This is a genomic window from Qingrenia yutianensis, from assembly GCF_014385105.1.
Taxonomy (GTDB): Bacteria; Bacillota; Clostridia; order UMGS1810; family UMGS1810; genus Qingrenia; species Qingrenia yutianensis.
Genome location: NZ_JACRTE010000001.1, coordinates 221,789 through 240,712, shown reverse-complemented (window position 1 = coordinate 240,712; position 18,924 = coordinate 221,789). Strand labels below are relative to the sequence as shown.

At 41.1% G+C, this 18,924-nt stretch carries 16 protein-coding genes; 1 reads left to right on the top strand and 15 read right to left on the bottom strand.

Annotated elements, in window-relative coordinates; all coding sequences use genetic code 11:
* Nucleotides 1-3 precede the first annotated feature (3 nt).
* The 9 genes from H8706_RS01060 to H8706_RS01020 all read right to left on the bottom strand — a co-directional run bounded on the left by H8706_RS01060 (nucleotide 4) and on the right by H8706_RS01020 (nucleotide 11,642).
* The gene (locus tag H8706_RS01060; RefSeq protein WP_262431146.1) at nucleotides 4-360 is read right to left on the bottom strand and encodes an EamA family transporter; all 357 of its coding nucleotides are present in this window, start codon (nucleotides 358-360) and stop codon (nucleotides 4-6) included.
* A gap of 122 nt (nucleotides 361-482) precedes the next feature.
* Nucleotides 483-1,040 carry a phosphoribosyltransferase family protein gene (locus tag H8706_RS01055; protein WP_178348149.1) on the bottom strand — a complete coding sequence of 186 codons (558 nt, stop codon included), beginning with the start codon at nucleotides 1,038-1,040 and terminating at the stop codon, nucleotides 483-485.
* A gap of 41 nt (nucleotides 1,041-1,081) precedes the next feature.
* On the bottom strand, nucleotides 1,082-2,422 hold the full coding sequence (locus tag H8706_RS01050) for an NCS2 family permease (RefSeq protein ID WP_262431145.1): 1,341 nt from the start codon (nucleotides 2,420-2,422) through the stop codon (nucleotides 1,082-1,084).
* Nucleotides 2,423-2,605: 183 nt separating this feature from the next.
* Nucleotides 2,606-2,851, bottom strand: coding sequence for a hypothetical protein (locus H8706_RS01045; protein WP_178348151.1), 246 nt, complete (start codon nucleotides 2,849-2,851; stop codon nucleotides 2,606-2,608).
* 17 nt (nucleotides 2,852-2,868) lie between these two features.
* On the bottom strand, nucleotides 2,869-6,402 hold the full coding sequence (gene addA / locus H8706_RS01040; protein ID WP_262431144.1) for a helicase-exonuclease AddAB subunit AddA: 3,534 nt from the start codon (nucleotides 6,400-6,402) through the stop codon (nucleotides 2,869-2,871).
* The gene (locus H8706_RS01035) at nucleotides 6,392-9,703 is read right to left on the bottom strand and encodes a PD-(D/E)XK nuclease family protein (protein ID WP_262431143.1); all 3,312 of its coding nucleotides are present in this window, start codon (nucleotides 9,701-9,703) and stop codon (nucleotides 6,392-6,394) included. Before H8706_RS01035 ends, addA begins: the two co-directional genes overlap by 11 nt.
* Nucleotides 9,704-9,708: 5 nt before the next feature.
* On the bottom strand, nucleotides 9,709-10,206 hold the full coding sequence (locus tag H8706_RS01030) for a hypothetical protein (protein ID WP_262431142.1): 498 nt from the start codon (nucleotides 10,204-10,206) through the stop codon (nucleotides 9,709-9,711).
* 13 nt (nucleotides 10,207-10,219) lie between these two features.
* On the bottom strand, nucleotides 10,220-10,810 hold the full coding sequence (locus H8706_RS01025; protein ID WP_262431141.1) for a J domain-containing protein: 591 nt from the start codon (nucleotides 10,808-10,810) through the stop codon (nucleotides 10,220-10,222).
* Nucleotides 10,794-11,642 (bottom strand): DUF5685 family protein, encoded by an 849-nt coding sequence (locus H8706_RS01020; RefSeq protein WP_262431140.1) that lies wholly within the window; start codon nucleotides 11,640-11,642, stop codon nucleotides 10,794-10,796. The genes H8706_RS01025 and H8706_RS01020 overlap by 17 nt, the downstream gene beginning before the upstream one ends.
* A 113-nt stretch (nucleotides 11,643-11,755) precedes the next feature.
* Between H8706_RS01020 and rodA the strand changes: the two genes are divergently transcribed.
* On the top strand, nucleotides 11,756-12,859 hold the full coding sequence (rodA, locus tag H8706_RS01015) for a rod shape-determining protein RodA (RefSeq protein ID WP_262431139.1): 1,104 nt from the start codon (nucleotides 11,756-11,758) through the stop codon (nucleotides 12,857-12,859).
* A 4-nt stretch (nucleotides 12,860-12,863) separates the two neighbouring features.
* On the opposite strand, the gene uvrC is transcribed toward rodA, so the two are convergent.
* From uvrC to potA, 6 genes are all read right to left on the bottom strand, one after another.
* Nucleotides 12,864-14,687, bottom strand: a complete 1,824-nt coding sequence (uvrC, locus tag H8706_RS01010) for an excinuclease ABC subunit UvrC (RefSeq protein WP_262431138.1) — start codon at nucleotides 14,685-14,687, stop codon at nucleotides 12,864-12,866.
* An 84-nt stretch (nucleotides 14,688-14,771) separates the two neighbouring features.
* Nucleotides 14,772-15,041, bottom strand: coding sequence for an HPr family phosphocarrier protein (locus H8706_RS01005; RefSeq protein WP_178347563.1), 270 nt, complete (start codon nucleotides 15,039-15,041; stop codon nucleotides 14,772-14,774).
* 166 nt (nucleotides 15,042-15,207) lie between these two features.
* A complete protein-coding gene (locus tag H8706_RS01000) occupies nucleotides 15,208-16,242 on the bottom strand; it encodes a polyamine ABC transporter substrate-binding protein (protein ID WP_262431137.1) in 1,035 nt (344 codons plus the stop codon).
* Complete coding sequence (locus H8706_RS00995) at nucleotides 16,239-16,988, bottom strand: ABC transporter permease (protein WP_178347565.1); 750 nt, start codon at nucleotides 16,986-16,988, stop codon at nucleotides 16,239-16,241. The genes H8706_RS01000 and H8706_RS00995 overlap by 4 nt, the downstream gene beginning before the upstream one ends.
* A 44-nt stretch (nucleotides 16,989-17,032) precedes the next feature.
* Nucleotides 17,033-17,863, bottom strand: coding sequence for an ABC transporter permease (locus H8706_RS00990; RefSeq protein ID WP_262431136.1), 831 nt, complete (start codon nucleotides 17,861-17,863; stop codon nucleotides 17,033-17,035).
* Complete coding sequence (gene potA, locus H8706_RS00985; RefSeq protein ID WP_262431135.1) at nucleotides 17,860-18,912, bottom strand: spermidine/putrescine ABC transporter ATP-binding protein; 1,053 nt, start codon at nucleotides 18,910-18,912, stop codon at nucleotides 17,860-17,862. Before potA ends, H8706_RS00990 begins: the two co-directional genes overlap by 4 nt.
* Nucleotides 18,913-18,924: the final 12 nt, after the last annotated feature.

The following is an 18,924-nucleotide window of genomic DNA, read 5'->3' as shown; positions in this document are numbered from 1 at the left end:
TTTCTATCCGTTTACCGAAAAAATAACGCCCGAAATTATGAGCACCAGCCCGATTATGCTTTTTATGCCGACTTTTTCTTTGAAAAACATTGCCGACACCACAGCCATAAGAACATAACACAAGCTTTGCGCGGGATATGCCTTGCTTAAGTTTACGTTGTCGAGAACATAAAACCAAATCAACGTTGAAAAAACGTAAGTAAAAAGCCCGAAAATTATATATCCGTTGGTAAACAGGCGGAAAATTCCGCTTACGGAAAAGGTCATTCCCTCTTTGCCGACGCCGAGTTTAAACAAAACCTGCCCGAGAACTATTAAAACTACATTTGCAATGATACATAAAAAATAAGAAAGTTTCATATGCCGTCACCTTTTGATTTTATAAATATATTTTTGACTTTATATAAAGGAATTATACAAAAATTACCATATAGTTTACAAAAAAACTGCGTATGCTTAATTCGCATACGCAGTTTAAAATCTTATAAAGCGTTACCGTTTTCATCAAAGAGAGGCAACGGCGCAAGACAGGTTATATCGTGTCTTTCAATAGCGTCGCCCTCTGCGAGGACTGCCATTTTGCCGACAATATTTCCGCCCGCCGTTTCAACAAGCTTTGACAAAGCCGCAAGCGATTCGCCCGTACTGATAACATCGTCCACGATAAGTACACGTTTTCCGCGCATAGACTCGGCATCAGCACCGCTTATGCACAAAATCTGCTTTTTCTCGGTGGTAATCGAGTCAACGTCAACAGTGATAATGTCCTGCATATAAAGTTTGGGACCTTTTCTTGCAAGAAGATAATTATTAACACCCGACTGGCGCGCCATTTCGTAAAGAAGCGGAATACCCTTTGATTCAGCCGTAATCATAATATCGTGCTCGGGAGCAATTTTCAAAAGCTCCTCGGCACAAACCTTTGTAAGCTCAACATCGCCGAACATTACAAATGCGGCGATATACAATTTATCGTTAACCTTACAAAGCGGTAAATTTCTTTTTATACCTGCTATATTAAGCTCATAGTAGGAATTCATTTAAAGTCAACCCTTTCGTTTTTAACAGGTAAAATGTGTAATTAAGCAACGAGCGTAATGATATAAAGTACAAACAATGCAACAGAAATCCACATAACTGCGGAAATATCTTTTGCTTTGCCCGTGAGGATTTTAAGAACAACCCACGAGATAAGACCGAACATAATACCGGTTGCGATTGAATATGTAAACGGCATTACAACGATTGCCAAAAATGCACCGATTGTGTCCGCAACATCACCGTCAAACGAAACGTTTTTGATTGATGTGAGCATCAAAAGACCTACGAAAATCATAGCCGGAGCAGTTGCAAACGAAGGAATTGCAAGGAATATCGGTGACAAAACAAGCGAGAGAAGGAACAAAATTGCCGTTACAACCGATGTAAGACCTGTTCTTCCGCCTGCCGAAACACCTGCGCTCGATTCAACGTAGCTTGTTACGGTAGATGTACCGAGGCAAGCGCCGACAACTGTGCCGACCGCGTCTGCCATGAGAGCACCGCCCGCTTTGGGAAGTCTGCCGTCTTTGTCAAGGAGATCTGCTTTTTCTGCAACACCGATAAGTGTGCCGACTGTGTCAAAAATATCTGTATAAAGGAATGTGAAAGTTACAACAGCAAATTCCAAGAAGTGTTTTCCGATAAATCCGAAATCGAAATTGCAGAAAACAGGTGCCGCAAAGCTTGCAGATGTAAACGACGGAATAAGCGAATATATGCCTGCTTCGGGGTTTACAACGTACCAGCCGCAAAGCTCTGAAATTATGCCCAAAACCCAAGTTGCGATAATACCGATAAGAATGTCGCCCGTAACCTTGAAGTGGTGAAGAACGCCGATAATGATAAGACCAACGATTGCCAAAACAACCTGCGGAGATGCAAGATTTCCGAGTCCTACCAATGTTGCGTCGTTGTTTACAACGATACCTGCGTTAATCATCGCAATTATAGTGATGAAAAGACCGATACCTGCTGTGATACCGAATTTGAGGTTTTCGGGGATTTTGTTAACAAGCGCTTCTCTGAATTTAAAGAGCGAAAGTATCATAAAGATTATACCTTCGATAAATACAGCAGTCAAAGCAACCTGATAGCTGTAACCCATAGCACCGCAAACGGTGAACGCAAAAAAAGCGTTAAGACCCATACCCGAAGCAAGCGCTACCGGATAGTTTGCGAAAAACGCCATACAAAGTGTAGCAATAGCTGCGGAAATGGCAGTTGCCGAGAAAATAGCCGCAGGAGTTGCGCCCTCGATATTTCCGAGATAACTCGGGTTAACCGCGAGAATGTACGCCATTGCCAAGAATGTGGTAATACCGGCGATAATTTCGCGCTTAACGGTCGTGCCGTTTTCCTTAAGTTTGAATAACTTTTCCATAATTTCCTCCTGAAAATTTATAAAAAATAAAACTACACGACTATTTTATAACAAATTCCGACGTTTTTCAAGTTTTTTTCACTTGTTTGTCACATTTCAAACAAATTTATCCAAATATGTCATATTATTTGTGCTTTTTTGTGCATTATTTATAAATTTGCACAATATGTTGTAGCGTGAAAATCATTTAAGCTTTGCTTTAAGGTCGGCAATTTCCGCGTTTTTCTGTTCTATTTCGGCATTTAGGCGTTCAACTTCGGCGGTAAGCTCGGTAATTTTCGCGTTTTCTTTCTTCTGTGACGACGAAACCAGAGAGTAACTCAAAACAAACGACAAAACCAAAAGAATTGCCATAAAAAGCGCAAAGAAAAGAGTTCTGTTACCTCGGATAACGCTTCGTCCGCTTGAAAATTTATATCTTATTTTCATAAAATTCTCCTTATAGTTTATATAAATTCGCCTGTATCAAACAAATAAATCATCGTTTTGGAAACACGCTTTTTTAAAATTGTTTCAAGCGCGGTTTTATAGAATTTGAGCTGAATTTCGTATTTTTCACGTATCTTTTCTGCATTTTTCACACGGTCGGTTTTATAGTCAATCAGCACAACCGAGCCGTCGCTTTCCTCGAAAAACAGGTCAATCGCACCTTGAACGATTATAACGTCCTGTGCGCCGGTGTCAAAAATTTCACTCAACTTAACGGGAATTTTAAACGAAAACTCCCTCTCGCACACGGCAGAATTTTTGATTTGCTCCCCTATTTCGGAATTTGCAAAACGAACGATTTTTTCACAGTCGATACATTCTGCCTCAGCGGAGGTCAAAAGTCCGTCACTGCAAAGCTTTGAAATTTGGCACTCCACCGCGCCGGCGCTGTCTGCGTCCGAAAAATCGATTTTCTGCATTGCAAAGTGCATAAGCGTACCTTTATGCGCCGCTGAAATTTTTTCTTCTTCCAAAAATTCGGGCGACGGCAAAATATTTTCTTCATATATATTGTATCCGTCGTCGTTTTCGGATAGCAAGCGCTTTAATTCTGTAACCGTGAGCAATGACGGAAATTCCTGTGCTGATTTGTATGCGTATTCGTACGAAAGCCTTTTTTCAACAAAATCGGAAAACTCGTTCGGTACATTTTCAAACTTGCCGAAAAAATCGGTTTCCGCCGTTGTTTCGGCATTATCGAGAATTTCTACCGTGTGTGACGGAATTATGTTTAATTCAAAAATATCGCCGTTTTCGTCAAAATGTCTGATAAGCGACGGAATAATCCAGTCAAGATAGCATTTTGCGCCTTTTGTAAGCACAATCGGAACATTATTTGTATCGTTGTAAAGCTTTAAAATTTCATTGAAATTTTCAATTTTCTTTTGCGCATTGTCGGTGCACGCGCTTATGTAAAGCTTTTCTTTTGCGCGCGTTAAGGCAACGTACAAAATACGCTCCTCCTCCGACAAGGTTTCAAGCGTCATTTTCTCGGCAATGGCCTTTTTTGTAATTGCGGGATATGAAAATCTCTTTTCGTAATCGACAAAATTAAGGCCCAGTCCGAGGCTTTTGTGCAAGAGAATTGCACCGCTCGTGTCGCGGAAATTGATTTTTTTTGCACACTGGCACAAAAATACCGCCCCGAATTCCAGACCTTTGCTTTTGTGAATTGTCATTATCCGCACAACATTATCGTTTTCGCTGACAATTTTCGGTGCATCGCCGTCGGATTTTTTTAGCGTTATATCGTCAACAAAGCGCAAAAAATTGAAAATTCCTTTGTACGCTGTCTTTTCAAAACATTCGGCTTTGTAGAAAAGCGCGCGGATATTTGCCTTTTTCTGCCCGGCGTTTTTGAGTGTTCCGACATAGCTTAAATAGTCGGTTTTGCGCACGAGCAAGCGAAAAAACTCGTCCGACGGCATATGTTTTGCCGCCTCGGAAAATCTATTGAGCTCACCCAAAAAGTTTGAAATTTTTTCGGCAAGCTTATTGGAATTTAATTTTGCATACTTCACCATTGCGTCGTAAAAATACGTATCTTTAAGGCAAAGCCTGATTGTGAGAAGTTCTTCGTCGTTGAATTTGTAAATTCCAGAACGCATAACTGCCGTGATTTCAATATCGTCAAGCGGATTTAACGACACTTTTGCAAGGCATAAAAGCGTTTTTATTTCGCTCGTTTCGTAATATTCGCCTCCGCTCTCGGAAAAACACGGTATTCCGCGCGCCGAAAAGGCATTTTCAAACACCGCGCCGTCGCCTTTTGCACGCATTAAAACCACAATATCGCGGTATGTGATGCGTCTTTTTTTGCCGATGCTTTTGTCGTAAACAACTGCGTTTTCGTCATTTACAAGTCTTTCGATTTCGCCTGCGGTGAAATTCGCCTCCATGGTGCATTTGTCCGCCTCGGCGGTTTCTTCGTCGTCCTCCGAAACATAATTTTTTTCGTACTCAATAACGTTTACCGTAATTTTTTTATATAAATCATCGCCGTAAAATTCGTTCTCGTTTTCATAAAGAAAATCGTCTTTTGTATAGTTCATTTCGCCGACGTCATCTGACATAATCTTTGAAAAAAGCACGTTAACGCCGTCCAGAACGGTTTTTCGGCTTCTGAAATTTTTACTTAATTTTATTTTGACGTTTTCGTTATAATTGTCCTTGTCAAACGGCGAAAAAGTGTCAATTTTGTTTTTGAAAATCATCGGCGCGGCATCGCGGAATTTATATATGCTCTGTTTTACATCACCCACCATAAAAACATTTTTCCCGTTTGACACAAGTGAAAAAATTTCGTCCTGAATTTCGTTGCAGTCCTGATACTCGTCAACGTAAATTTCAGCGTAATTTTTTGAAATTTCCTCTGCGAGCTTTGAACGCGTGCCGTCGTCATTTTTGAGAATTTTAAGCGTCAAATGCTCGTAGTCCGAAAAATCTATAATGTTTTTTTCGCGTTTCAAACGCACAAATTCCGCATCGGTTTTGTCAACAATTTCGATAAGCTTTTGAACATACGGAGTGTATTTTTCAAAATCGGAAAAAATTTCGTCCTCACCGCAGTCGAAAACCAGGGCACACATCTTCCGCGCTTCCTTTGCCTCGGTGCGCAGGGCGTTTATCTCCTCCATAACCGTTTTGTCATTTTCTTTTGAAATTTTCGGTGAAAGGCGCGGAAATGAGGTGTTTTGCACGTATTCAAACGCATTTTGCCAGTTGCCGAGCCTGCTAATCAGATTGACGTAAAATTCTTTTTCGGCTGAAACAAAATCAATCAGCGCGCTTGTTACATCGTGATTTCTGAATACAGCAAATATTTTCTCGTAAAGCTTTACCGAATGATTGAGCGCAATTTTGCATTTTTCAAACAAAATTTTCTTGTGTTCTTCTGTTTTTTTGTCCGCATACGTTTCGCAAAGTGATTTACGCCACTTTTCCGGTGACGGCATAGTGCGCGAAAAATTATAAATCATTTTTATAATCTCGGCAAACCTTTTGTCCGTCTTGGGTGAATAAAGCTTTATAAGATGAAGAAAATTTTCGTCGTTTTCATCGTAATAACTGCCGAAAACGTTGTCAACCGCCGTATCAAGAAGCCGTGCAACCTGATTTGTATCGCCTGTTTTTACGTCCGGGTCAATCCCGAGCGCGTTAAAATTTTCTTTTATAAGTTTGAGGCAAAAGCTGTGAATTGTGCAAATTGACGCGTTATCAATAAGAGCAAGCTGTCGGTTTAAAAGTGCGGAATTTCCGTTTTTATCGAGCTGTTCCAAAATTTTCAGGTGTATTCGTTCTTTAATCTCGGATGCCGCCGCGTTGGTGAATGTCACAACAAGAAGTTTGTCAACATCAACGCCGTCACCGCTTAAAATACGCTTTACAATGCGCTCTGCCATAACCGCTGTTTTTCCCGAGCCTGCCGCGGCGGTTACAAGTAAATTCGACACAGGCGCGTCGATTGCATTTTGCTGGTCGTTAGTCCACATTTTTGTCCGCCTCCAGTTTCTCCCATACTTCTTCGTCCTTCAGTGTCTTGATTTCTTCTGACGTACCGCTTGCTGTGTCACGCTTGCAAATTGCGCTGTATTCGCAGTACGCGCACGGTGTACCGCTTTGCGAATGAATCGGCATTATAGAAAAATCGCCGTCAAAAAGTCTTTCGCAAAGGCTCTTTATTCCGTTTTTTATGTGGTTTGACAAAAGGCTGAATTTTTCGCCATCGGCAAACTTTGCGCGCGATACCGCAGTGGGATCGTATGCCGAAATAACTTTTTTATCGTCCAAAATAAGCCCTTTGAGTTTGAGCGCGCTTTTCATCTTTTCATACGATTTATCCATTTCACCGCGCGTTTTCGCTTTGTAAATGTAGTCGTCAAATTTAAAATAAAGCGCGCCTGCTTTTTTGTAATCTGCGCGCGGTTCTGTGAGCGCCGAAAGATAAACCATAAGCTGAATATCCAGCCCGTAAAACATATTTGAAAGGCTGAAGGTTTTGCTGCCGGTTTTGTAGTCTATAATCCGCACAAACGTACCGCTGTCGGTTTCAAACTTGTCCGCGCGGTCGATTATTCCCATAAGATGCACCTTTTTGCCGTTTTCGGTTTCAATGTCAAAGCTTGCCGCGCCGTCTTTTCCGAACGCAATTTCATATCCGAGCGGAATAAAACTCGAATTTATTATGTGGAATTTTAAAATATCAAAACACGAGAAAACCGCGTCGGCAAGGCGTTTTATAATAAAAATACTCCTGTTTTCGCTATCCGGCGTTTCGGTTTTAATTTTTGCAATCTCGCTGTTGATATAATAAGCGATTTTTTCTTTTATGTATTCATCATCTGCCGCGGCAAAATCGGTTTTGTCCGCCTCGATATTTTTGCAGATGTTTTCAAAAACCATATGCACAAACGTTCCGACATCTGCCGCGTTAAGCGAGAAAATTTCACGTTCTTCAAGCTTTAAAACATACTTTAAAAAATACATAAATTCGCAGCTGCGGTAGGTTTGAAGTTTTGACACCGACGAAAAAATTTCATCGCCGAAAATTCTTTCAATAAGCATTTTTGAAATTTTAACCTCGGTCGGTGTATAGCTGAAAAACGATTTTATTCTCTCTGCCCTTTCGGGATTGTTTTCAATAAGATAAGCGTAATATGCGCTCCACAAAAGCGGTTCTTTTCCCGATTTTACCGCTTCTATAAAGTATTCCGCGGCCGGCTCGGCAAGCGTGATTTTGTCGGTTTCAGACTCGTCTTTGCAGTCACGCGTTGTAATTTCTATATTTGGGAAAATTTTTTTAAGCGTCGAAAAAACAAACGCGGGACGAAGTGCTTTTGACGCGCTGTCGCACACGGGGAACGAAATATAAAGAAGTTTTTCGGGGGCGCAAACGCAGTTATAGAGCAAAAATTTATTGTAAAATGCCTTTGTCTTGCCTGTTTCCGAAAGCTCAACGCCGTTTTTTGCGAGCATATCGCGCTCATTGTCGGCAAAAATACCGTTTTTGTTTTTCGGTGTCGGAAAACTTCCGTCAACCGCACCGATTATAAACAGCGCTTTAATACCCTGCGACACCGTCCTGTCGGCATTTCCGACAACTATTGCGTCGGCGCTGTACGGAACGTAACCCTGTTTCTGCATAGAAAACGCGGAGTATAAAATGTTTTTAAATTCGCGCACATTCACGGTTTTTCCGCCGAGATGAAGAACGATTTCGTCCATTGCATTTACAAGCGACGTCGCCGCCGCGAGATATTCTTTTGCGTTTTTCGTGTCATTCTCTTTTTCAAAATTCTCGATTTTTTCCTTCACCGCGCCGAAAAATCCGCAGTTTTCAAGATATGAATAAAGCGCGCGGACAACATATTCCGCCTTTTTTCTTCCCTTTATGCTGTCGTGGAACGGTTTTATCGTTCCGATAAATTTTTCGCGCGCAGAATTTACGTCGGCAATAAATTTTTCGCTTGACGGCTTTTTATTTTTGTGTATTTTCAGCGTATGTTCCCATTTTTCGCCGTTGAGCCACGCATTTTTTTTGACATTTTGTGCAAGAACGTAATTTTCAAGCACGTCAATTTCATAGTCGGTCAAATTTCCAAATCCCATGCGCAAAAACGAAAATACCGATTCATAACTGTAATTTTCAATGTAAATATCAAGCGCGCCCAGCACAAAAAGCATAATTCGATGCGACAATGCGTCTTTCTTTTCGTCGATAAAGCACGGCAGATTGTACTCCGAAAAAATATTTTTTACAAGTGCCGAATATTCTGGTAAATTTGCGCAGATAATGCCGATTTCGTTATATCGGTAACCAAAATCGCGCGTAAGATGCAAAATTTCTTTCGCGGTGTTTTCAACCTCGCAATGCGGATTTTGGTCGTAAAACAGCTTTATTTCATCATTTATAATACTACCGCAGTTGAATTTATTCTCGCAAAGCGCATCATTTAAAACCGACAGCATTTTTGTGTTTTTGTGCTTTTTTTGTTCTTTTAAATATATCTTTTTGCCGACTGTGATTTTGCCGTCAACGCACGCACGGATAAGCTTGTCCGCGGTTATGACGGTCGGCGCAAAAAGCGAAGTTTTTGTCATTTCGTCACAAACAAGCGTGTTTGTGCAAAGAGTTATGTAAACCTCTTCGGCATCATCTGCAATTTTTTTGATTATATTTATTTCCGCAGGGATAAAGCTTGAAAATTCATCGAAAACAACCACCGTGTTTTTGAAAAAATCGGATTTTTCAAGTGCGGAAAGCGTTATTTCCAAAATATCGTCCGAATCGGTGTATTTTTCGCCGAGCGTATCTTTGTATGCGCGGAAAAGACGGTAAAAATCCTCGGTTTTTGCCTTTAAAATGCCGTTTTGCTCTTTGTCGGAGGCAGATTTCAACTGTTCGGGCGAAATGCCGTATTTTTTAAATTCCGACAAAGTATCTGCACAAAGCCGTGTAAATCCCGAGTTTTGCACAGAGTTTTTATAATACGAAAGCTCAGTGTCATTCAAAATTTTTGACACTATAACGCCCTTGCCGACGGTTGTTAAATGCTCGGTTCGCCTCATTCCGCTGTCCGCAAAAACGCGCGCGCCTATTCGTTCAAACGACAAAACGTCAATGCCGAATTTGCTGATTGAACCGTATTCTTTCAAAATTCTGCGCTCGGTTTCGTGCGTAAACTGCTCCGGCACAACAACCAAAACGCGCCGTTTTTCGTTTTTTATTATATTTTCAAAAACATACTGCGTTTTTCCGCTGCCCGAAACGCCGTATATAAAATTTAATGCCATTTTTATCACTTCCGAAACGGTATTTTTGAAACAAACGAGCCGATTAAAAGGCTTAATGCAATATCGCCGATTACAAAAGCAAAAATCACTGCCGATAAATAAAGAGCAAAGTTTATTTTAAGTATTGCAGTGCCCGTTATGAGATACATCAAGAAATACAGAATTATACCGTATACGCACGCGCAGATGATTTTTACAACCCATTCTTTTTTCAAATTTTTAAGTTTTTCAATGCCGAATTTTACCGCGCCGTAGTTTCCGAAAAACACGGTATACGCAGTGCAAACGCTCTTGTCAGGCACAAAAAGCCACACGAGAATTGCCGACGCGCCGTAGCATATGAGCATTGTTTTAACTCCCGAAAAGCTCACGATAATGCACATTAAAAGCGACGACAAAAATAGTGCGGAAAGACGCATTGTGTTAAGATATGACGCGATTAAAAGCATAATCACAATAACGGCGCACATAACCGCGCCGAGCGAAACATCTCTTGTTTTCATTATAAAATTACTCCTAACAGCACGGAATTAAATCTCCTCCCATACACTCACAGCAACAGTCGGCGCACAAAAGTCCCTGGCACATATCGCACGTTGAGCAGCCGCCTGCCGGATAGCCGTTCGCATTGCCCATATTTCGGTAGGTGTTAAATCCGTTATTCATACTGTTGCGCGCATTTTGATACTCTGCGTTGGACGGGTCGAGCGAACAGGCACGGTCAAAATGACTGCGCGCCATATCGTAAAAACCGCGCCTTAAGCAAATGACGCCGTAAAGATAGTGCCACTGCGCACCGCGGTCGGACATTTGGTTCAAAAGTCTTTCCGCGTCGGCAAGATTTCCCGCATTTATCGCCGTACGGACAGCGTTGAAATTTGTGTAATTTTCCGTATTTCCCGACGAATATCCGCTGTTGTTTCCGCCTTTTGTCAGCGCGTCGTAAGCGTCGTTAATTTCTTTCATTTTTTCCGCCGCAAGGTCGGCAAGCGGATTGTTCACATATTTGTCGGGGTGATATTTTTTCACAAGCTCGCGGTACGCTTTTTTGATTTCCTCGTCGCTCGCTCCCTCTTTCACGCCCAAAACCTCATAAGGATTTTTCATTGTTTTCTCCTTTGTCACATCTGTATTTTTTCAAAATCGTATCTAACTTCGCACGCAGGCCGAGATAGATAATATTTTTGAGTATTTCTTTGTTTTTGTAAATTTTCTGTTTTTCAAACTCATCTGCAAGCCGTGACAGCGTGTAGGTAAGCACAAATTCCGCGAAATTTACGGTTTTTGCAATGTCACCGTCAAATTTTTCAATATACGGATTGTAGGATTTTTTATTTTTATCTTTTTCCAAATCGTCCAGCGCGTCGATTAAATATATAAATTTTCCGAGATTATAGCCAAAATCTTCAAGACCGTTTTTCACCGAAAAAATTGCGCGCATAATTTTTGCAAACGCGTCGGACGCAATGTCAGGCTCGGCGCACTTTTCTTTTTCCAGACGCGAAAGCGTATCAAGCTGAAGTTTTATTTCGTTTATTATATCACCGTCTATGTCCGAAATTTTTCTCATCGCACATTTATAAGGCAAATATAAAAAATATGATTTTGTGAAAAAATCGTCTTTTATATCATCCAAAATTTTAAAGTAATTTAACACAACGCTCATATCCGCGGCATAGTCAACCGACGGATTATCCTTTACAACGAGGTGTTTTTTGCCGATATGCTTTGCACACCCTTCGCTTGAAAAATTCACTTTTTTATCATTTAACGAATCAAGAAAAATTGCAAGGAATGTAAAATCGTAACTCAAACCAAGACGCGAAAGTGCGCCGAATTTCTCGCCGAGCGCCTTGCAAAGACCGCAGTAATACGCACGGTAGACGTTAAAATCCTTGATTTTTAACTCGTTTTTATAAACATTTACATAACCGAACATTTTTTCTCCTTATATATTTTATAACATTTTTTAAGTATAATCAACAAAAATTTCTTGTAAAATTTTATAATTGTGATATAATCTAATTATCAGCAAAAATTTTGGAGATAATTATGAAACAAAAGACAGATTTTTTTAAACTTGACTATTTTTTAATATTGATAACCGTGGTTTGCTGTGCATTCGGTTTGGTTATAATTTCAAGTGCGGTGAAATCGCTGGATAACAGTCAAAAATACATTATTGTGCAGTCGGGGGCGTTCGCGATCGGCTTTTGCGCAATGCTTGCTGTTTCCGCGATTGATTACAGCAAATACGGTCAGTACGCAAAATATATCTATATTGTCTGCCTGCTTCTTCTCGGCGCGACGCTCATTTTCGGAACGGGTAAAGAAGAAAGCGGAGCAAAAAGCTGGATTCGTTTCGGTTCGATTGGCATTCAGCCGTCGGAAATCGTGAAAATCGGCTTTATAATCACGTTTGCAAAGCACCTTTCAATGGTGAAAAACGTAAACACAAAACGTAATTTGTTTGCGCTCATTCTGCACCTTGTTCCGCTGGTCGGACTTATTATGCTCCAGCCTGACCTCGGCACGACAATGGTGTTTCTGTGCATTTTCGCCGGAATGATTTTTGTCGCCGGCATATCGTACAAATACATTTTCTCGGCGCTTATCCTTATCGGTGCGGCAGTTCCGATAGTGTGGAAATTTTTTCTCAAAAACTATCAGAAAAGCCGAATTATAGTGTTTTTCAATCCTGAAAGCGACCCTTTGGGCGACGGTTATCATGTTGTCCAGTCGAAAATTGCCATAGGCTCGGGCAGAATTTTCGGAAAAGGTCTTTTTAAAGGCACGCAGACACAGCTCGGATTTGTGCCGGCAAAGCACACTGACTTTATATTCGCGGTAATCGGCGAAGAACTCGGACTTATCGGCTGTATTGCCGTAATCGCGCTTTTATTTACGCTCGTTGTGCGATGCATTTACGTATCAAATTCGTCGAAAGACAAATTCGGACGCTACATTTGCGTCGGTGTTGCGTTTATGTTTATGGCTCACATTTTTGAAAACATCGGAATGTGTATCGGTCTTATGCCGGTAACGGGTATTCCGCTTCCGTTTTTCTCATATGCCGGTTCGTCGCTTGTTACAAACCTTATTGCAATCGGACTTGTTTTAAGCGTCCAAAAGCGGTGCCGTGTCATATCGCTTTAAAATTTTATACATCTTTCTGCTCAAAATAATTTTTAATATTTTGAGCAGTTTTTTTGTCTATCGACTTAACCTCGCAAAGTTCTTTTACAGTTGCATTTTTAATTTTTTTGATGCTCTTAAAATGGAGCATAAGGTCTTTTCTGCGCCTTTCCCCCACTCCCGAAATGTTGTCAAGTTCTGATTTTACCGTCGATTTCTGACTTAACGAACGGTAATACGTTATCGCACGGCGGTGCATTTCGTCCTGAATGTTCACAAGGAGCATAAATGCCTCACCCGTCTTATCCATTTTAATCTCGCCGTTTTCGCTCATAACAGAATGTGTGTTGTGCTTGTCGTCTTTAAAAATGCCGAACACGGGAATGTTTAACCCGAGTTCATCAAGCACCTCTTTCACCGCGTGAACGTGCCCCGCTCCGCCGTCGGCAAAAATCAAATCTGGCAAATTTTCCGCCTTTGAATAGCGTCTGTAAACCGCCTCGCGCATAGATGCGTAATCATCGTTTTTGTCTACAACGGTTTTGATTTTATACAGCCTGTAATCTTTTTTTGACGGCTTTGCGTCAACAAAAACAACCATTGCCGCAACGTTGTGGCTTCCTGCAAATCCCGATATATCAAACGCCTCAATTCTGTGCGGAATATCAGAGAGCGAAAGTGCGGTTTTAAGCGACGCAAGCGCATTGTTTTTGAATTTTATATCGCGCAGAATTTTAAGTTCACGGTTTTGAAGTTCCTTCATTGCGTTCGCTTTTACAAGGTTGACAAGCTTTAAGCTGTCACCGATTTTCGGCACTTTAATTTCAACCTTTTTACCGCGTTTTTCGCATAACATCTGCGAAATTGCGTCAATATCGGCAAGTTCATACTGCAAAATAAGTTCGTCGGGAATAAACGTCGACTGTGCGTAATACTGCGCCGCAAAACTGTTCAAAATCTCACTGTCGGACGCATTTTCGCCGTTGTCAATAAAATAATTTTCGCGCCCGATAATTTTGCCGTTGCGCATAAAAAACACCTGAACGCACGACATACCGTTGAGGGTTGAAACCGCCAGAATATCGCTGTTTCCGCCCCCTGTTGAGGTTGCTTTCTGCTTTTGCGTTATAAGGCGCACCGCGTTTAATTTGTCACGGTAAAATGCCGCTTTTTCAAAATCAAGTTTTTCGGATGCATCATACATTTTTTCTTCCATTTCACGTTCGAGATGTGCGGTTTTTCCGCTCAAAAAAGCGCATATTTCGTTTATTTTTTTGTTGTATTCTTCCTCGTCTGCATTTCCTCCGCAAATTCCGTCACACTTGCCGATGTGATAATAAAGACACATTCTGCCCTTGTTAAAATCGCGCGGAAAAACCTTGTTACAGCCTCGGATTTTGTAAACTTCCTTTAAAAATTCGATAAGTTCGCGCAAGAGCATACCGCTTGAATACGGACCGAAATATCTCGCGCCGTCTTTTTTAACACTGCGCACCATAGTGATTTTGGGAAAATGTTCGTTTACGGAAACGCGTGCAAACGGATAAGTTTTGTCGTCTTTTAAAAGAATGTTGTATTTCGGCATATACTGCTTTATGAGGTTGCACTCAAGCACCAGCGCTTCAGGTTCGGAATCGGTGATTATATATTCAAAATCCGCAACGTTTGAAACCATTGCCGCAACCTTGGGAGTATGGTTGTTTCCGCGAAAATACTGGCGCACACGGTTTTTCAAAACCTTTGCTTTGCCGACGTATATAACCTCACCTTCGGCATTTTTCATAATATAAACACCGCTTTTGTCGGGCAGACTTTTAATTTTATATTCAAGTGACGGTTTGTTTTCCATAATACCTCCGTAATTGGTAAGTTATATAAAACAACCTCACATTAAAAATAATGTGAGGTTTATGTATCAAAGAACGTTATTTATCTATTGGGCATCTATAAAATTTGAAGAAATAAGGTCAACCAAACTGTCTACTGCTTCCTCCTGATCACTGCCGTCAGCAACGATAGTAATTTTTGTGCCTCTTGTTATACCGAGCGACAAAACGCCCAGCAAGCTTTTGGCATTTACCTTTCTTTCGTCATTAACAATCCAAATACCTGCTTTAAATTCATTAGCTCTCTGAATGAAGAATGTAGCCGGCCGCGCGTGTAATCCAACCTGATTTTGAACCACTACTTCTTTGCTATACATAACTTATTTCCTCCTGCTCCCAAAAAGACTTTAAATTGACTTATATAGAAATGCTCTGTTAGTACGTTATATAATTATACACCATTACCGAACAATTTTCAATAGTTTTTTGAAAAAAATATTTTTTTGTGTAATTTTTAGGTATTAAAGCGTAATATCAAGCAAATTACTGTGCAAGAATTTCGTCCCACGCGGCAACATAAAATGAATTGTCGGAGGTAAATTCTTCACTCTTTGCTGTCATAGCATCGGAGGGGTATCTGCGCTCGTCGTTTTTTGTTTCGTCGTCCAAAAGCTCCCACGCCGCTTTGTTCGGTGTGGAATATCCTGTTGTTTCGGCATTCTGTGCGGCATTGTCGGCATCAAGCATAAAGTTGATAAATTTCTCTGCCGCCTCTTTGTTTTTTGACGTTTTAAGAATTACCATAGAATCCATCGCAATATTTGTGCCGTCCTCGGGGATAACAAATTCAACATTATCGGGGTCCTCGCTCGCCGCAACAACACCGTCACCCGAATAAACCATTGCCATAGCCGCTGTGCCGTCGGTTACTTTCGGCACAAGCTCGTCTGTGCCGTACGCGAGCACGTTCGGTTTCTGTTTTATAAGCAAATCCTTTGCTTCGTTTATGTGCGCAGGGTCGGTGTCGTTCATTGAATAACCGAGCATTTTAAGCGTCATACCGATTGTGTCGCGCATTGAATAAAGCATACAAACCTCGCGCGCATATTTTTCGTCAAACAAATCTTTCATACGTGTGATTTTGCCGTCAACTTTGTTTTTGTTATACAAAATTCCCACCATACCGTAGAAATACGGAACGGAATATTCGCCCGTCGGGTCGTAGGACGGTTTAAGATATGATTCGTTCAAATTTTTATAGTTGGGGATATTGTTAAAATCAAGCTTTGCAAGCATATCCTCCGAAATCATTTTTTTAATCATATAGTCGGACGGCACGATTATGTCATATGCGTCCTCGCCCGAATTTTTAATTTTTGCATAAAGGCTTTCGTTGTCGGTGTAAACGTCGTAAAGTACTTTTATACCGGTTTCTTTCTCGAATTTATCGAGAAGGTCCATATCAATAAATTCACCCCAGTTGTAAACGCGAATAGTCGTTTTGCTCTTTCCGGAACAACCCGAAAAACAGCCGATAACAACTGCAAGCATAAGAATTAACGCGATAATTTTTTTCATTGTGCAATATCTCCTTTAATTTTTTTGTCGTCTTTGTTATTTCGTGAATTTATCACCAGCAAAAGTGTAAAAATCACAACGAACATAATGGTCGAAAGCGCATTTATCGACGGGTTGTATTTTTTGCTTATTGCCGAATATATGTAAATCGAAAGGTTTGTCGCGCCCGTTCCGGCGGTGAAAAAGCTTATTACAAAGTCGTCCACCGAAAGAGTCACCGACAGTAAAAATCCTGTTATAATGCCCGGCATAATTTCGGGCAGAACAACTTTTCTGTACGCATACTGCGGTGTTGCGCCGAGGTCTAACGCAACCTCATAGACGCTTTTGTTAAGCTGGGTAAATTTCGGCAAAACCGAAATTATAACGTACGGAATGTTAAAAGCAATGTGCGACAGAAGAAGCGAATATTTGCCGAGCTTTATGCGCAGAAAAACGAACAAAATCATAAGCGAAATACCCGTTACAATGTCGGGATTGAGCACGGGCAGATACGTTACGCCCATAACCGCGCTTTTTAGTTTTTTGCCCATTCTGCTTATGCCGATAGCCGCAAGCGTTCCGATAACCGTGGCAATCACCGCCGAAACAAGCGCGACTATAAGGGTTGTCTGCAATGCTTTTAAAATCTGTGAGTCTTCAAAAAGTTTAAAATACCATTTTAATGTAAATCCTTTCCACTGCGTTGTGCGCGAACGCGAATCGTTGAAAGAATAAATCATCATAACCGCGATGGGTGCGTACATAAAAAGGAAAATCAAAAATAAATATATGTTTTTTGCGATTTTTTTCACAGAAGTCCGCCCCCCTTGTTTTCTTTTTCGTATTTTGACGAGAAAATAACCGAAAACAGTATAATTACTATCAGAATCAGCGAAATTGCCGAGCCGTAATGCCAGTTGTAGTTGCGCAGAAACTGGCTTTCTATAACGTTGCCCATAAGCTGAATTTTACGTCCGCTCAAAATGTCGGAAATCGCAAAAGTGGTAACGGCAGGCATAAACACCATAGTTATACCCGAAAACACGCCCGGCATACTTAACGGAAAGATTATTTTGCAGAAAACTTTTTTGTTGTCCGCACCGAGATCCGCCGCCGCCTCTATTACCGAACGGTCGGTTTTTACAAGTACCGAATGTATCGGCAAAATCATAAACGGCAGAAAATTGTAAACCATACCGAAAACGATTGATGCGTTGTGATACATAAATTCAAAGCTTTTTATGCCGAATTTGTTTAAAAACGAATTTATAAGTCCCGTGTTGTCCAAAATCATAACCCACGCGTATGTTCGCAGAAGCAAATTCATCCACATAGGAATTATAAGCAAAAGCATTAAAAATCCCGTATGCTTTGATTTTGACATTGCAAGTATATACGCCACGGGATAACCCAAAACAAGGCATATCACCGTTGCGATAACCGCCATATAAATGGAGCGCCAAAACGCTTTCAAAAGCTGTTCGTTTTGAAAAAACGTGACAAAATTCTGCATTGAAAATGTCGCCTTTCCGCCCTCGTCAACAACGGTAAAACCGTAATAAGCAACCAAAATGAGCGGAATGACCGTGAAAACTATCGCCCACAGAATGTAAGGATATGCGGCAGCCGTTTTTTTCATTGCACTGCCCCCTCGCTCTTTTTCATAATATGTATGTCAAACGGCTTTATGATAAGTCCGACCTCTTGACCCACGGGGAAAAACGCGGTGTCGTGAACCATCCATTTTACGCCGTCGCCCTCAATAATGATTTCATAGTGAACGCCCTTAAAAGTCACCGACTCAACGGTACCGGTAATTTTCGCGTTTTTGCCGTCCACAATGTAAAAATCTTCGGGACGGATTACAACGTCAACCGGTTCGTTTTCGTCAAAACCTTTGTCAACGCACTCGAAATCCTCACCGCAAAAGTTTACAAGACAGTCTTTTTTCATTACGCCCGAAATAATATTGCTTTCGCCGATAAAGTCGGCAACATAAGCATTTTTCGGCTCGTTGTAAATATCGGTCGGAGTGCCGATTTGCTGAATTGTTCCCTCTTTCATAACCACAACCGTGTCAGACATCGAGAGCGCCTCCTCCTGGTCGTGTGTTACGTATATGAAGGTAATTCCAAGTTCGCGCTGCATATTTTTAAGCTCAAGCTGCATATCTTTTCTCAATTTTAAGTCGAGCGCCGCGAGCGGTTCGTCGAGCAAAAGTACCGACGGCTCGTTTACAATCGCACGCGCAATGGCAATTCTCTGCTGCTGACCTCCGCTTAACGAATCGATGCTTCTGTTTTCAAATCCCGAAAGATTTACAAGCTTTAAAACCTTTTTCACCTTTTCTGTGATTTTATCCTTGCTCACTTTTTTGATTTTCAAACCGAACGCAATATTTTCGTAAACGTTCATATGAGAAAAAAGCGCGTATTTCTGAAAAACCGTGTTGATTTTGCGCTTATGAGGCGGAATACACAAAAGGTCGCTGCCCTCAAACGTAACGGTTCCGCCGGTTGGGTCTTCAAACCCCGCAATAATTCTCAAAAGAGTTGATTTTCCGCATCCCGACGGACCGAGAAGCGTTAAAAATTCATTTCGGTCTATGTATAAATTTATGTCGTTAAGAGCGTCGGTGGTGTCAAATTTTTTTGTAATACCCTTTAATTCAATCAAATGCTCGCTCATTTAAATCACTCC

Coding starts and splice junctions, on each gene's coding strand:
- H8706_RS00990 (WP_262431136.1), bottom strand. CDS start 17,863: ATGAAAAAAACGGCTGCCGCATATCCTTACATTCTGTGGGCGATAGTT.
- H8706_RS01020 (WP_262431140.1), bottom strand. CDS start 11,642: ATGTTCGGTTATGTAAATGTTTATAAAAACGAGTTAAAAATCAAGGAT.
- H8706_RS01045 (WP_178348151.1), bottom strand. CDS start 2,851: ATGAAAATAAGATATAAATTTTCAAGCGGACGAAGCGTTATCCGAGGT.
- uvrC (WP_262431138.1), bottom strand. CDS start 14,687: ATGGAAAACAAACCGTCACTTGAATATAAAATTAAAAGTCTGCCCGAC.
- H8706_RS01030 (WP_262431142.1), bottom strand. CDS start 10,206: ATGAAAACAAGAGATGTTTCGCTCGGCGCGGTTATGTGCGCCGTTATT.
- H8706_RS01025 (WP_262431141.1), bottom strand. CDS start 10,810: ATGAAAAATCCTTATGAGGTTTTGGGCGTGAAAGAGGGAGCGAGCGAC.
- H8706_RS01060 (WP_262431146.1), bottom strand. CDS start 360: ATGAAACTTTCTTATTTTTTATGTATCATTGCAAATGTAGTTTTAATA.
- H8706_RS01005 (WP_178347563.1), bottom strand. CDS start 15,041: ATGTATAGCAAAGAAGTAGTGGTTCAAAATCAGGTTGGATTACACGCG.
- H8706_RS01035 (WP_262431143.1), bottom strand. CDS start 9,703: ATGGCATTAAATTTTATATACGGCGTTTCGGGCAGCGGAAAAACGCAG.
- addA (WP_262431144.1), bottom strand. CDS start 6,402: ATGTGGACTAACGACCAGCAAAATGCAATCGACGCGCCTGTGTCGAAT.
- rodA (WP_262431139.1), top strand. CDS start 11,756: ATGAAACAAAAGACAGATTTTTTTAAACTTGACTATTTTTTAATATTG.
- H8706_RS00995 (WP_178347565.1), bottom strand. CDS start 16,988: ATGTACGCACCCATCGCGGTTATGATGATTTATTCTTTCAACGATTCG.
- H8706_RS01000 (WP_262431137.1), bottom strand. CDS start 16,242: ATGAAAAAAATTATCGCGTTAATTCTTATGCTTGCAGTTGTTATCGGC.
- H8706_RS01050 (WP_262431145.1), bottom strand. CDS start 2,422: ATGGAAAAGTTATTCAAACTTAAGGAAAACGGCACGACCGTTAAGCGC.
- potA (WP_262431135.1), bottom strand. CDS start 18,912: ATGAGCGAGCATTTGATTGAATTAAAGGGTATTACAAAAAAATTTGAC.
- H8706_RS01055 (WP_178348149.1), bottom strand. CDS start 1,040: ATGAATTCCTACTATGAGCTTAATATAGCAGGTATAAAAAGAAATTTA.